Below are 13,839 nucleotides of genomic sequence, written 5' to 3' on the forward strand. Positions count from 1 at the left end.
GCGGAAGCGTGCTTGTCAGCGGGGCAGCATCGACGTAGGCGCGCGCCCATGACCGATCAAGTCCCGAACTCCCCCCCGCATGCGGCAGGTGCCGCACCCTCCCTCGTGGAAAGCGGCAGCGGGAGCGCAGTTACCCGGTTCGCGCCGCACGGTCAGCCGGTGATCACCGGTATCAACCGCATCGGGCTGTGGAGCCTCTATATTAAGGAGGTCCGCCGGTTTCTCAAGGTGCAGACCCAGACTATCTGGGCGCCCGCGGTCACCACGCTGCTGTTCCTCGTCATTTTCACCGTCGCGCTGGGCCGCGGTGGGCGCGAGGTGCTGGGCGTCCCCTTCGGCGATTTCGTCGCCCCCGGGCTGATCGTAATGGGAATGATGCAGAATGGCTTTGCCAATTCCAGCTTCTCGCTGCTGTCGGGCAAGATCCAGGGTACGATCATCGACCTGCTGATGCCGCCGCTTTCGGAAGGCGAGTTGATGACCGGGATCGTCGCCGCCGCGGTCACCCGCGCGCTGGCCGTCGGCTGCACCGTGGCGCTGGCGATGGCGCTCTATCCCGGAGTTACGCTCCACGCGGCGGAGCCCTGGGCGATCATCTGGTTTGGGCTGATGGGGTCGATCCTGCTCGCGCTGATGGGGCTGCTGGCCTCGATTTGGGCGGAAAAATTCGATCACAACGCTGCGGTGACCAATTTCGTCATCGCGCCGCTTAGCCTGCTCTCGGGCACGTTCTACGTGATCGACAATCTTTCGCCGCTGTTCCAGACGATCAGCCGCTTCAACCCGTTCTTCTATGTGATCTCGGGCTTTCGCTACGGCTTCCTGGGGCAAAGCGACATTGGCGAAGGAGTGCAGGCGATCGTCTGGGCCGGAGCGGGGCTTGCGGCGTGCAACCTGCTGCTCGCGCTGTTGTGCTACCGGGTGCTCAAATCGGGCTGGAAGATCAAGAGCTGAGGTTCGAGACCGGCCCCGCCGCGGCCTGCACGGCGAGTGACCCCGGCGGGCCCCTCAATGGGTCAGCGAGCGGCGCACGCGGTAGCGTCCGTCTTCAAATTGTTCGAACATCTGGTCGACCTCGGGATGCTCGACCGGGCCGCCCAGCGAATCGCTCACCAGGTTCTGCTGGCTGACATAGGCGGTGTAGCTCGACTCATCGGTCTCGGCGAAGAGATGGTAGAACGGCTGGTTGCGGTCGGGCCGGATACCCTCAGGGATCGACTCATACCACTCGTCGCTGTTTGCGAAGACCGGATCGATATCGAAGATCACCCCGCGGAAGTCGAACATGCGATGGCGCACGACGTCGCCGATGGCGAAGCGCGTGCGGGCAAGCTCGGGCGCATCGATCGTGCGACCAGCCTGGGGCGAAAAGAACAATGCGCGATCCATGAGAACACGGAATATGGGGTCCCGCGCGCCCGTGACAAGTAACCGCTTGGTTACCATCCCCCGTTTTGCACGCTCGCGTCCATATTTCGGCTTGCTCCGGTCCGGACCTTGGGCTAGGCGCGCGGCTTCCCAGCGACCGGGAGGCGGGCAATCGTCCCGCCGATACGGCGATGCGGAGAGGTGCCGGAGTGGTCGAACGGGGCAGTCTCGAAAACTGTTGAGCGCGCAAGCGTTCCGAGGGTTCGAATCCCTCCCTCTCCGCCACCGGCGGGTTCGCCAATTTCCGCCGGTGGCGCGCTGAAGCCATGCGGGTGGTGTTAGTCCGAACGTCCGCTCCTGCGATGCTTGCAAACTTGCAACCGCAGGCTCCGAGCAGTGATGGCGATTGCTGCCCGGGAAGCTATCCGCGGCCCGTCCACCGGCGCGGCTCACCGAGTGCATTCCCGGTCGGTTTTCAGAAGCAGAACCGCCTCTTCCTCATCCACCAGCATCAGCCGGGGCGGCGTATCGAGGCCGAGATCGCGCGCGATCTCGTTCTCGGTCCTCGTCAGGTCATCGCAGGCCACCGAAAGACGCTGCCGCGTTCGGCGGGGAAGCGCGGAGAAGCGGGGAACCTGGCGGCGACGGGTGAAAATCGCATCGAGAAGGGCCATCTTCAAAACCCTCCGCGGTGAAAGGGAAGGATGACGAACGCGACCGCCTGGAGGAGGAGGGCCAGCAGGATCAAGCGCAGCGCCCATGTGCGGCGCATCGCGCTGATCGCGTTTCCTTTCAACTGCTCTTCGTAGGCGACCGCATAGCTGGCAGCCAGAAGGCCCCGCGCCATCGCCTCGCTCTCGTCGTCGTTCATATCCTCGCTGCCGACGATGTCCGGGAGCCGTGGCGGCTCGTGATAGACGAACAACCACTCCGACAGCAGCACCTGATAGGCCGAAGCGAACAAGGCGGCCACCGAACCCAGCGCGAGGAAAAGGATTGCCAGGGTGGAGACATGGCCCAGCCGTCCGACATCGATCTCCACGCTGAGCGTTCCCAGGGCGAAAACCGCGAAGGAGATCGCCGCTACCGGTGTGCTGAGACTGCCTCGAATTGCCTCACGCCGCGCGCGCTCGGCCAGAAACATCTCCTGGGCGTGCTCCAGATGGAGGTCACTGACCCTGGCCATCGTCAGGTCATCCGGCGCGTGTGGCGAAAGCGCGCATAGCGGTTGAGAAGATCGTTGATGAGCTGGTCCTGATTGAACCCGGTGACATCGTGAGGCTGGTCGCCTTCCGAACTGTGGGCCATCGCGCGGAAGTGGCGCTGCTCCCCGTCGGCTGACTTGCGTCTTTCCACCCAGATGAAGCTAGGCGACAGAAAACTGCGGGACCGCACCGTGTACTGGAACACGCCTCTTTCGCCGTGAGGAATCTTCAGGTCGAGTCGGCCTGCTTCCTCCGCGATTTCGGGCGAGAAGCCGCTCTCGCGCATCTGCTCGGCGACCGCTTCCAGCGCAGGCCTGGCGGTCGCGCCGATGAAGCCGGCGATCTGGTCGGCGCTGAAGTGCTGCATCAGCGAGGTCAGCCGTTGCTGCCAGCTCAGTTCGGGATCGGCAGCGGCAGTCTCGGCCGCGGAAAGATCGATCGTCGAGCCGTCCTTCTCCATCTGCAGCGCTCGCAGCAGGCCGACGCAGATGAAGATCATGATGACCGCAAACGGCAGAGCGCTGGCGATCGCCGCGGTCTGCAGCGCCTGGAGACCGCCCGCAAGAAGCAGCACTCCGGCGATCGTACCCGCGCAAACGGCCCAGAAGATGCGCTGCCACACCGGCGGATTTTCGGCCGCGCCCGAGGTGATCGTGTCCATCACCAGCGCGCCCGAATCCGCCGAGGTGACGAAGAATGTGATTACCAGAAGCGTCGCGACGAAGGAGCTGACAGCGCCGAACGGCAGCGCCGCCAGCGTTTCGAACAGGGCGACGGGAAGGTTGGCCAGCGCGGTTTCGGCGATCGGGGCGACCCCGCCCATGTCGAGCGCGATCGCGGTGTTGCCGAACACGGTCATCCACAGAAAGCTGAACAACACGGGCACCAGCAGCACGCCGCCGATGAATTCGCGGATCGTCCGGCCGCGGGAGATGCGGGCGATGAACATCCCCACGAAGGGCGACCAGGCGATCCACCAGCCCCAGTAGAAAAGCGTCCAGTCGCCGAGCCAGGGGTTCGGCTCGTAAGCGTAGAGGCGGAAGGTGCGCTGGACGAGCGAGTCGAGATAGGCGCCGATGTTCTGCAGATAGGCGTCCAGCAGGAAAATCGTCGGCCCGGCAAACAGGACGAAGCCGAGCAGCAGGACGGCGAGGACGATGTTGAGTTCCGACAATCGCTTCACGCCCTTGTCGAGCCCGAGGAAGACCGACAGCGTCGCGATGGCGGTGATCATCGCGATCAGCAGCAATTGCGTGGTGGAAGAAACGGGGACGCCGAACAGGTAATCGAGACCCGCGTTCACCTGCAGAACGCCCAGGCCGAGCGAGGTCGCAACGCCGAACATCGTGCCGATGACCGCGAAGATATCGACCGAATGACCGATCGGCCCGTAGATCCGCCGCCCGATCAGGGGATAGAGCGGCGAGCGCAGAGCCAGCGGCAGCCCCCGGCGAAACGAGAAATACGCCAGCGCCAGCCCGACGACGATGTAGATCGCCCAGGCGTGGAGCCCCCAGTGGAGGAAAGTCAGAACCATCGCCTGCCGCGCCGCCTCGAACGTACCGCCTTCGCCGATCGGCGGAGCGGCATAGTGCTGGATGGGTTCGGCGACGCCGAAGAACACCAGCCCGATGCCCATCCCGGCGCTGAAGAGCATGGCGAACCAGGACAGATAGCTATAGTCGGGCTCGCTCTCGTCGGGCCCGAGCTTGACCTCGCCGTGTCGGCTGAACATCAGATAGATGACGAACACCAGGAAACCGGCGACCGCGGCAACGTAGAACCAGCCGAAATCCGCGACGATCGTCGCCTGGAGCCGGTCGAACAGCAGTGCTGCGGGCTCCGCGAATACCGCACCGAAGATCGCGAACAGCAGGATCAGTCCGGCCGAGATGTAGAAGACCGGCGGATTGACCTGAATTCGCGCGCTCTTCTCCAATGGCGCGGCTTCCTTCAAAACGGGATCGGACAAGGCATCTTCCTGCTGGTGTGCGATATACTCTTTCGAACGCAGCCGAGGGCGGTCGGTTGCAGGCAAGTGTGGCGGCTAGTCTGATCGGGGGAGCGCGTCCAGTTCGGCTGCTGCCGGAGTCGTTCGGGGCAAGATCTGGTAGGGCTGCTGCAGCTCGCTCGGCACGGGTTCGCGGCGCAGCTGCCGCCACAGCGCGAAGATCAGCGTCAGCAAGGCGCAGGTGCCGATAAACAGGAACAGGCCGCCCACGCCGGCCGCCATCATGACCGCGGCGCCGGCGGTAGGTCCCGCAGCCGCCCCCATCGAGTAGGTGAGCACGAGACCGCCGCTCGCGCTCACCCGCTGCTCGGCGCTCAGATGATCATTGGTATGGGCGACGCAGAGCGGATAGAGGGCAAAGCTCAACCCGCCGAAGATCGCGGCCAGGATCAGGAACAGGGGGCCTGGGCCTGCAATCCACGCCAACCCGCCGCAGACCGCCGTCGCTCCCGCGAGCGCTGCGACGATCACCGCTCGCCGGTCGAACCGGTCGGACAGCCACCCGACGGGCCATTGCAGCGCGACGCCGCCAGCGATCACCACGCTCATGAAGACCGCGATTTGCGACATCTCCAGTCCGATGCGGCGGGCGTAGACTGCACCAAGGCCGTAGAAGGCGCCGAGCATCAGTCCGATCGCGGCGCATCCCACCACGCCCAGCGGCGATGCCGCATAGAGCCCGCCGATCGAGAGAGGGGATTGTTGCGTCACCGCCGGTTCCTTGAGCCGCGTGAGCGCGATCGGCAGCACGGACAGCGAGACCAGCAGCGAGGATGCCACGAAGGGTGCTGCGGCGGATGCGTCGAGGTTGAGCAGGAACTGGCCCAGCGCCTGGCCGGCATAGAGGGAGATCATATAGGCAGCCAGAACGGAGCCGCGGGTGCGGGGCTCCGCTCGCTCGTTCAACCAGCTCTCGAGACAGACGAAGACGGCGGCGACGCACAATCCGTCGATGAAGCGCAGGAGGCCCCAGAACGCAGTGTTCTGAAAGAGTGTGTAGGCGAGCGTGGTTGCCGAAAGCAGCGAGACCGCGGCGGCGAAAGTGCGGATATGCCCCACGCGTCGGATGATCGGCGAGGCCCGCAAGGCCCCGATGGTGAGCCCCACGAAATAGGAGGTCGCCACCAGCCCGATGATCCCGGCCCGCGTGCCCGCGCTCTCCAGCCGGAAGCTGATGAGCGTGGACATGACGCCGTTCCCCGCCATCAGCACGAAGATGGCGAGGAGCATGCTGCGAGTGGAGATGAACGAGCCAATCACACCTGGTGAATAGCCTTGCCGCACGCTCTGTTCCACCGAATGTCCTCGCAGGCGCTATCACCCGAGGGTTCAGCAAATCAGAAACGGGGTTTCGGTTGAGGAGATGAGTCAGGCGCATGCCGCTGCACTTCGGCAATCTTGGTGACTGCCGACAGAAGTGCCCTAGCTCGCGTTCGGCCTGGCGATGAGCGGCCCCGCGTGGCCGGGTGCGGCTTGCCCATCTCGCACCCGGCGACCGTGGAACTGCGGCCTATTTAGCCGCCGGAATAGGTTGCGATCTCACCTGGCATGCGCAGCATCTTATCGACCTCGCTGGCATGAACTTCCTCGGCGTAGATCATCTTCCGGGCATATTCTTCGAGCGTCACCGACCTTCCTTCGGCCGCTTTCAAGAGCTCGCGATAGAGGTCGAGCGCGGCACTTTCGGCCTGAAGCGACTCGCGCAGGATGGCAGCGATGTCGTGGTTGTGCGTTTCGAGCAAAGGTCCGATGTTGAGAGAAGGATGTTCGCCCAGCAGCGTGATCATCTCACCTGCCTCTTGCGCATGCAGAAGAGATTCGCCCGCCTGGCTTCGCAGCCAGGACACTATCGGGATTCTGTTGAAGCCGAAGACCAGAAAGGAATAGTGAGTGTAGCGCACTACGCCTGCGAGTTCTTGCTCGAGGATATTGTTCAATATCCCGACTATTCGATCTTTGTCGGTGTCATTCATGGCAGCTTCCTCTCGATGCTTCGGCGCCCCCGCCGAGGCGCCTTCGTGGTTAGGATAGGTTACAAGGTCCTCTCAAGTCGAGCAAAGCCTTGCTGGCGCGCGCCAGCAACTCCCGAAGCGGGGGCGGGCGCGGAAGCGTTGGCCGCAAAACGCGAGCGCGGGAGCGTGCTCGATCTGGACGAACCGGCCCATCTGCCACATTGATGGGGTCATGGGTTTTCAATCACGCGGCCCCGATGGCCGACAATCTGGAGGAGAAGCAGGCATGGCTACCCAGCCGCAGATCGACAGCCACGGCGCGGAGGACGTCTTCCGCGAGGAAGTGCGCCAGTTCCTGGCCGAGAACTTTCCCCCCGAACTCAAGGGCAAGGGCAATGCGCTGGCGTCCGTCGAGGGTCCGGTCCACGAGACCCCAGCACAGGAAGGCTGGCGCAAGGCTATGGGCGAACGCGGCTGGGGGACGCCGACCTGGCCCACGGAGTACGGCGGTGGCGGGCTCTCGCGCAAGCAGGCGGGCATCCTCAGCGAGGAAATGGCGAAAGTCGGCGCCTTCAATCCGATCGGCGGCATGGGCGTGATGATGTTCGGCCCGACGCTGCTCGAATATGGCAGCGAGGAACAGAAGCACGAACATATCCCGCCGATCTGCCGCGGCGAAATCCGCTGGTGCCAGGGCTATAGCGAACCCAATGCCGGGTCCGATCTGGCCAATCTCCAGACCATGGCCGAGGACAAGGGCGACCATTACCTCGTCAACGGCCAGAAGACCTGGACCAGCGGCGGGCAATGGGCGGACAAGTGCTTCTGCCTCGTGCGCACCGACCGCAGCGACAAGCACAAGGGCATCAGCTTCCTGTTGATCGACATGGATGCGCCGGGCGTCGAAGTCCGCCCGATCCAGATGATCAGCGGTATGAGCCCGTTCTGCGAAACCTTTTTCACCGATGTGAAGGTGCCCAAGGGCAATCTGGTCGGCAAGGAGGGCGAAGGCTGGACCATCGGCAAACGCCTGCTGCAGCATGAGCGCACCAATCTCTCGGGCGGCGGCAGCATGGCCCGCCTCATGGGGGCGAGCCTCGCCGATATCGCAAAGAAGTATGTCGAGACCGACGCCGATGGCGAACTGGCCGACAAGGTCTTGCGCGACCGGATCGCCGATTTCGAGATCCGCTGGGGCGCCTTCCTGCTCACCGCACGCCGCGCCGCCGAGGAAAGCAAGGCGGGCGGCGTGTCCGAGATCAGCTCGGTGCTCAAGAAGCTGGGCACCAAGCTGGGGCAGGAACGCGCCGAGCTCTTGATCGAGATCATGGGGCTGCAGGGGCTGGGCTGGGAAGGCGAAGGCTTTTCCGAAGCCGAACTGTCCGGCGTGCGCGCCTGGCTCTTTGGGAAGGCCACCACGATCTACGGCGGTTCGACCGAGATCCAGAACAACATCATCGCCAAGCGCGTGCTTGGCATGCTCGATCACCAGTAAGAAAGAGAGAACAGGAACATGGCGGTTCTCAACGAAGAACAGGAAATGCTGCGCGACATGGCGCGCGAGTGGACGACCAACGAAAGCCCGGTGGCCGAGTTTCGCAAGGTGCGGGCCGGCGGCGCGGAAGAGGCGTTCGACCGCAAGGCCTATGCCACCATGGCCGAAATGGGCTGGGTCGGCGTGGTCATTCCAGAGGAGCATGGCGGCTCGGACTTCGGCTGGCTCTCGGCCGGGCTGGTGGTCGAGGAATTGGGCAAGACGCTGACGGCAAGCCCGCTGGTGGCCAGCACCATCGCCGCGGCAGCCATCCTGCTCGGCGGCAGCGAGGAGCAGCAGGCCAAATGGCTGCCCGGCCTTGCCAGCGGCGAAATCATCGGCACACTCGCGGTCGACGAAGGGCCACGGCACGATCCGGCGAAGATCGAAACCTCCGTATCGAGCGGGAAACTGTCGGGCACCAAGGCCTTCGTGCACGAAGCGCATGGCGCCGATCTGTTCGTGGTTGCGGCGAAGGATGGGCTCTATCTGGTCGAGAAGGGCGAGGGCGTTTCGCTTTCGACCCGCAAGCTCACGGACCAGCGCAGCCACGCCGAAGTTACCTTCGACGGCGCTGCGGCGGATCGGCTTGCAGGCGGCGGCGACAGCCTGCTCGACGATGTGCTGGACCGGGCGCGGATCCTGACCGCCTGCGAGATGCTCGGCATGGCGCAGGCGGTGTTCGACTCGACGATGGGCTACCTCAAGCAGCGCGTGCAGTTCAATCAGGTGCTGGCCACCTTCCAGGCGCTGCAGCACCGCATGGCCGATCTGTTCGGCGATCTGGCGATGATGCGCTCGGCGGTCGAAGGCGGCCTGCAGGCGCTCGACAGCGGGTTCGGCGTGGCGCGCGCTGCCGTCATCGCCAAGGCGGAAGCCAATCGGGTGCTCCACACCGTCAGCCGCGAAGGCGTCCAGCTGCATGGCGGGATGGGGATGACCGACGAATACGATGTCGGCTTCTATCTCAAGCGCGCCCGCGTGCTGGAAGCCAGCTTCGGCAGCACATCCTTCCTCAAGAACCGCTTCGCGACCATCGGCGGTTATTGAGCAGCCAGGCCCTGCGGGAATCCCGCAGGGCCTAACACGACCATGCGCGAGGGCGGAGCCGCGGATTCTTTTCCTCCGAGGAGGGGAAGCTGACAGCAGCCGCCAGCCAGGTCCGATACGGCCTAGAGCCGAAGCGCTCGACCGCAACGGACGAAACACTTGAGAGGAGAACGAACAATGTCCCTATTCGACCTGACCGGAAAGGTCGCGATCGTCACCGGATCGAGCCGCGGCATTGGCAAGGCCATTGCCGAGGAACTCGCCGCCCATGGCGCGCACGTGGTCATTTCCAGCCGCAAGCAGGAGGCCTGCGATGAGGTCGCCGCGGCGATCAATGCCGAGCACGGCGCCGGAAGCGCGATCGCCGTAGCCGCGAGCATTTCGGACAAGGAGCAGCTGCAGGATCTGTTCGCGCGCACCAGGGAGCAGCTCGGCGCGGTCGATATCCTGATCTGCAACGCCGCCTCCAATCCCTATTACGGTTCGATGGACGGGATCGAAGACGAGCAGTTCCGCAAGGTTCTGGACAATAACATCCTCTCCAACCACTGGCTGATGCAGCTGGCGCTCCCCGACATGCGCGAAAAGGGCGACGGCGCGATCGTGGTGATCAGCTCGATCGGCGGGCTGCGCGGCTCGGCGACCATCGGGGCCTACAATGTCTCCAAGGCCGCCGATTTCCAGCTGGTGCGCAATTACGCGGTCGAGAACGGCCAGCACGGTGTGCGGATCAATGCCATCGCTCCCGGCCTGGTGAAGACCGATTTCGCCCGCGCCCTGTGGGAGAACCCCGAGGCGCTGGAACGGACCGAGGCAGCACTGCCAATGCGGCGGATCGGCGAGCCGCGCGATATCGCCGGGGCCGCCGTCTATTTGTCCTCGCCGGCCGCCAGATGGACCACCGGCCAGATGGTCGTGGTCGACGGGGGCATGACCATATGAGCGGGACGGAAATCGGGCGGCTGTCGGGCAAGGTCGCCGTCATCACCGGGGCGGGGTCTGGCATCGGCCGCGCGAGCGCGCTGCTCTTCGCCCGCGAAGGCGCGAAGCTGGTGCTGTTCGACCGGACCGAGGAGGTTCACCGCACCGCAGCCGCCGTGGAACAGGCTGGCGGGCATGCAATCGCGATGGTCGGCGATGCGGGCGAGGAAGCCGATGTCGCGGCTGCGGTTGCCAAGGCGCTCGAGGCCTATGGCAGGCTCGACGTCTTTTTCGCCAACGCCGGGATCACCGGCGGGGCGCGCGGCGGCTTCTTCGACGCGACGCCGCAAATCTGGGCTGAAGTCCTGCGAGTCAATCTGATCGGACCCTTTCTGGCGATCAAACACGCCGCGCCCGCGATCCGCGATGGCGGCGGCGGGGCGATCCTGTGCACCGCCTCGGTCGCGGGTCTGCGCTCGGGCGCGGGGCCTGCGCAATATTCCGCCAGCAAGGCGGGCGTGATCAACCTGGTGCAGACTGCGGCGCAGCAGCTTGCCGGGACCGGAGTGCGGGTCAATGCGGTGCTGCCCGGCCTGACCGAGACCGGCATGACCCAGCCGCTGTTCGACGGCGCCCGCGCGGCGGGCAAGGAGCACAAGATCGGCCAGCTCAACCCGCTGCTGCGCGGCGGGCAGCCCGAAGAGATCGCCGAGGCCGCGCTGTTCCTCGTCAGCGACGCGGCCAGCTACGTCAACGGCCAGGCACTCGCCATCGATGGCGGATTGTCGTCCTCGCACCCCACTGCGCGCCCGCCGGGCGATGCCAGCCGTCCCACATCCTGACGAGGCCTCCAACTACGAGCGGGTGACGCGCCGCATGGGCATGAGATCGAGCCGATGCAACGCGGCGGCTAGTCGGCGAGCTCTCCCCATACTTCGATATTGCCGGCGCGTTCGACGCGGATCGGCAGCTTTGCCTCCAGCAGCGGCGACAGACTATGCGCGGCGAACAGCTTGCGCACCGGGTCGCTGTCGCCCGCCGCGTCGCGCAGTCTCTGCCACAGGAAGAAGGTGTAGGGCTGGACGCCGCCGGTATAGGCCACGCCGCGAAACGAGGTTTCGGCCTGGCCGATGATCCGCTGATGCGGCTTGGCGGTGACGGGCTGTCCGGGCCGGGCGGCGCCGCTTGCGACATGGGCTTGCAGAACTTCGAGCCGGTCGGTCAGACCGGGCAGCAGTTCGGCTGCGATCTGGTCGAGTACGGGTCCCAGCGTTGCGGGAATTGCGTCATCGGCCGCGAAACCGGGCTGGTCGCAGGCATCGCCATATTCCACGAGGTCGAGATCGGGCGCATGCATGCGTTCGGTCCAGCGGAACACCTTGGGCGCCGCACGCTGCATGATCGCCAGCGGCACCGGGTCGCGGCCGAGATGAGCGAACAGCGGCCCGAACAGCGAATAGTCGCCGGTCGACGGCTGATTGCCCAGCAGATAGGGATGAAGCGCGAAATGCGCTTCCAGCCCGCCCAGCAATTGACGATAGCTATCTTCAATTGCCGGGATCGTCTCATCCGACACCCCCAGCACCGGCAGATAGCTGTTCATCCGCGCCATGGTCGCCGCGGTCCGCTCCGGATCGCCGCCGACTCCGAAGGCATCGCGCAGAAACGCCTCCTGCTCGGCCAGATACGACCAGCGGTAATGCATCGCATGGCGCGTCAGGCCGAGGACGGCATAGAGTTCGAACAGATGCGCCACCGTGCGCTGGCGCGGCGTCGGGGGATAGGCCGTGTAACGGACCCCGGCTCGCTCGAAATGGTCGATGATGTCGACCGTATCCTGCACCAGTGTACCGTCGCCGAGTTCGACCACCGGAATGATGCCCCGTCCGATTTTCGGCACGACGTTCCCGGTGAAATGCGGGTCGCTGGGCGGTGTCTCGCAATAGGCGATGCCCTGCTTGCGCAGAAAGCTGCGCACCTTCCCGGTATAAAGCGAATGGGGCAGGCCGTAGAGGATTGGGGCGGTTACCATAATGCGGGGCGGACTCCTCGTTTCGAGTTGGCTGACCCCCGGCGCGAGCAATACCGCGAGCGCGGGGCCTGTTTGTGCCGCCGCCTAGCCCGGCGAGTGCTGGCCACACAACACCTTCGCGCGGCTGCACCGGCTAGGCGGCTCGCCGCCGCGCGATCACCGCTGCTTTTTTGTCGTGGTAGCGGTGAAATCTGGATCCTTTTTCGCCACCCAGTCGACGAATTTGCGCACGGCCGGGTTGGCCAGCAGGGCATCCACATCCATCGCGTGGCGCTGCAGTTCGGAATTGGTGAAGTTGGCGATCAGGGTCTGCTGGCAGATGGGATGCATGGGAACGACATCGCGGCCGCCCCGGCTCTTCGGCACAGGATGGTGCCAGACGATCGTCTTTCCGGTCGGCCGTCCACAAAGCCAGCACGGTTCGACCGCGCTCGGGACCTCCTCCTGCGCGTAGATATCCTCGCGGGGACCATGTTTTCGATATTTGCGCGCCATTCCCGTACCTTGCCGGCTGCTCTCGAGGTGTTCGAAGCAATGCGGCGTGCACTATCAGATCGTTGCGCCAATGGCAGGACTTATCGCCTTCGACCGCCAGTCCGGCCCGGCTGCACGCAGTCCGAGAAGCCGGCGCCGTCCCTATTGGCTATCGAGCGACCGGCTCCAATACGCGGATGGTCCCGGGGGCGGCGTCGATCTCCACCTGGGCTCCGACCGGGAGGCTGAGCTGGTTGGCGATGTGGCCGATATTCGCCCCATAGAACGCCGGCACGCCGAGCGGGGCGAGATATTGGTGGAGCAGTTCCGGGATGGTGAAGCCGATGTAGTCTTCGACCCCTGCTGTGCAGCGCGTGCAGTGACCGAACACCACGCCGGCGACCCGGCCGAGAATGCCCGAAAGCGCCAGCTGGCTCAGCATTCGGTCGACGCGGTATTGGGCTTCGTTCGTGTCCTCGAGAAACAGGATCGCCCCGTCGAAATCGGGGAGCCACGGCGTCCCGACCAGCGCGGTGAGCACCGAGAGATTTCCGCCGATCAGCCGACCGCGCGCCTGTCCCGGTCGGATGGCGACGGTACGCCAGCGTTCCCGCGCGGCAGGGTCATCGGTCTCGATCTCCGGATTGCGGAACGTCGGCGTCGCGCCGGCGAAAGCGAGGTACCACAGGCTGTTCCAGCTGATCTCCGGCCAGCTGTTGGCGGCGTTGGGCGAGTGGATCGTGGAAAATCCGGCCCGGGCCGCAAAGGCGAGATGCAGCGCGGTGATGTCGCTGAACCCGATCAGCAGCTTGGGATTGGCGCGGATGATCTTCCAGTCGAGAAAGGGGAGGATACGCGCGCTGCCCCAGCCGCCGCGCACGGCAAAGACGGCACGCACCTCGGCATCGGCGAACATCGCGTTGAGGTCGGCGGCGCGTTGCCGGTCGGTGCCCGCGAGATAACCGTGGCGCATCCCGACATGAGCACCCAGCCTGGGCACCAGCCCCATCCCCCTGATGGTGTTCTCGGCCGCCTCGATCTGCGCCGCATTGTCGCTGAAACCGGCAGGCTCGACCAGTCCGACCGTGTCGCCGGGCCGCAGCCGCGGCGGCAGGCGGGAACCGCGTGCCTCGGCCGCGACCGAGCGCAGCGCAAGCGCTGCCGGAAGCATTCCCAAACCTTGAATGAAGCTGCGCCTGTTGGTCATGGCTGTTCATAGCAGCGGTGCAGCGACCCGCTACCCTTGGGCGGCGATACTTCGCCGAAACGATCGCTTGCGGAGGTAATTCTAT

Annotated in this window: 14 protein-coding genes and 1 tRNA gene; 6 read left to right on the forward strand and 9 right to left on the reverse strand. The window is 65.1% G+C overall.

Annotation, left to right across the window (positions count from 1 at the left end):
- The first annotated feature begins 48 nt into the window (after positions 1-48).
- Positions 49-954 (forward strand): ABC transporter permease, encoded by a 906-nt coding sequence (locus tag ACQ5J0_RS09435; protein ID WP_462567222.1) that lies wholly within the window; start codon positions 49-51, stop codon positions 952-954.
- A gap of 54 nt (positions 955-1,008) precedes the next feature.
- On the opposite strand, the gene hspQ is transcribed toward ACQ5J0_RS09435, so the two are convergent.
- Positions 1,009-1,389, reverse strand: coding sequence for a heat shock protein HspQ (gene hspQ / locus ACQ5J0_RS09440; protein WP_462567223.1), 381 nt, complete (start codon positions 1,387-1,389; stop codon positions 1,009-1,011).
- 174 nt (positions 1,390-1,563) lie between these two features.
- On the opposite strand from hspQ, the gene ACQ5J0_RS09445 reads away from it, so the two are divergent.
- Positions 1,564-1,653, forward strand: a tRNA-Ser gene (locus tag ACQ5J0_RS09445).
- 164 nt (positions 1,654-1,817) lie between these two features.
- Here the strand turns inward: ACQ5J0_RS09445 and ACQ5J0_RS09450 are convergent.
- The 5 genes from ACQ5J0_RS09450 to ACQ5J0_RS09470 form a co-directional block, all read right to left on the reverse strand.
- Positions 1,818-2,042 carry a hypothetical protein gene (locus ACQ5J0_RS09450; RefSeq protein ID WP_462567224.1) on the reverse strand — a complete coding sequence of 75 codons (225 nt, stop codon included), beginning with the start codon at positions 2,040-2,042 and terminating at the stop codon, positions 1,818-1,820.
- 2 nt (positions 2,043-2,044) lie between these two features.
- Positions 2,045-2,554 (reverse strand): hypothetical protein, encoded by a 510-nt coding sequence (locus ACQ5J0_RS09455; RefSeq protein ID WP_462567225.1) that lies wholly within the window; start codon positions 2,552-2,554, stop codon positions 2,045-2,047.
- A gap of 2 nt (positions 2,555-2,556) precedes the next feature.
- Entirely contained in the window at positions 2,557-4,545 is a 1,989-nt protein-coding gene (locus ACQ5J0_RS09460; protein WP_462567226.1) for a BCCT family transporter, read from the reverse strand.
- A gap of 75 nt (positions 4,546-4,620) precedes the next feature.
- Complete coding sequence (locus ACQ5J0_RS09465; RefSeq protein ID WP_462567227.1) at positions 4,621-5,844, reverse strand: MFS transporter; 1,224 nt, start codon at positions 5,842-5,844, stop codon at positions 4,621-4,623.
- Positions 5,845-6,098: 254 nt separating this feature from the next.
- A complete protein-coding gene (locus tag ACQ5J0_RS09470) occupies positions 6,099-6,557 on the reverse strand; it encodes a ferritin-like domain-containing protein (protein ID WP_462567228.1) in 459 nt (152 codons plus the stop codon).
- Positions 6,558-6,822: 265 nt separating this feature from the next.
- On the opposite strand from ACQ5J0_RS09470, the gene ACQ5J0_RS09475 reads away from it, so the two are divergent.
- From ACQ5J0_RS09475 to ACQ5J0_RS09490, 4 genes are all read left to right on the forward strand, one after another.
- Positions 6,823-8,031 (forward strand): acyl-CoA dehydrogenase family protein, encoded by a 1,209-nt coding sequence (locus ACQ5J0_RS09475; RefSeq protein WP_462567229.1) that lies wholly within the window; start codon positions 6,823-6,825, stop codon positions 8,029-8,031.
- Between the two features lie 18 nt (positions 8,032-8,049).
- Positions 8,050-9,120, forward strand: coding sequence for an acyl-CoA dehydrogenase family protein (locus ACQ5J0_RS09480; RefSeq protein ID WP_462567231.1), 1,071 nt, complete (start codon positions 8,050-8,052; stop codon positions 9,118-9,120).
- A 177-nt stretch (positions 9,121-9,297) separates the two neighbouring features.
- Entirely contained in the window at positions 9,298-10,062 is a 765-nt protein-coding gene (locus ACQ5J0_RS09485) for an SDR family NAD(P)-dependent oxidoreductase (RefSeq protein WP_462567232.1), read from the forward strand.
- Positions 10,059-10,883: an SDR family NAD(P)-dependent oxidoreductase gene (locus ACQ5J0_RS09490; protein ID WP_462567234.1), complete on the forward strand. Its 825-nt coding sequence runs from the start codon at positions 10,059-10,061 to the stop codon at positions 10,881-10,883. Before ACQ5J0_RS09485 ends, ACQ5J0_RS09490 begins: the two co-directional genes overlap by 4 nt.
- A gap of 68 nt (positions 10,884-10,951) precedes the next feature.
- Here the strand turns inward: ACQ5J0_RS09490 and ACQ5J0_RS09495 are convergent, their stop codons facing one another.
- The 3 genes from ACQ5J0_RS09495 to ACQ5J0_RS09505 form a co-directional block, all read right to left on the reverse strand.
- Positions 10,952-12,073 (reverse strand): glutathione S-transferase family protein, encoded by a 1,122-nt coding sequence (locus ACQ5J0_RS09495; RefSeq protein ID WP_462567235.1) that lies wholly within the window; start codon positions 12,071-12,073, stop codon positions 10,952-10,954.
- Between the two features lie 156 nt (positions 12,074-12,229).
- Positions 12,230-12,568 carry a hypothetical protein gene (locus ACQ5J0_RS09500; protein ID WP_462567236.1) on the reverse strand — a complete coding sequence of 113 codons (339 nt, stop codon included), beginning with the start codon at positions 12,566-12,568 and terminating at the stop codon, positions 12,230-12,232.
- Positions 12,569-12,716: 148 nt separating this feature from the next.
- Complete coding sequence (locus ACQ5J0_RS09505; RefSeq protein WP_462567237.1) at positions 12,717-13,754, reverse strand: S66 peptidase family protein; 1,038 nt, start codon at positions 13,752-13,754, stop codon at positions 12,717-12,719.
- Positions 13,755-13,839 lie beyond the last annotated feature (85 nt).

Source organism: Qipengyuania sp. SM2512 (assembly GCF_054954005.1).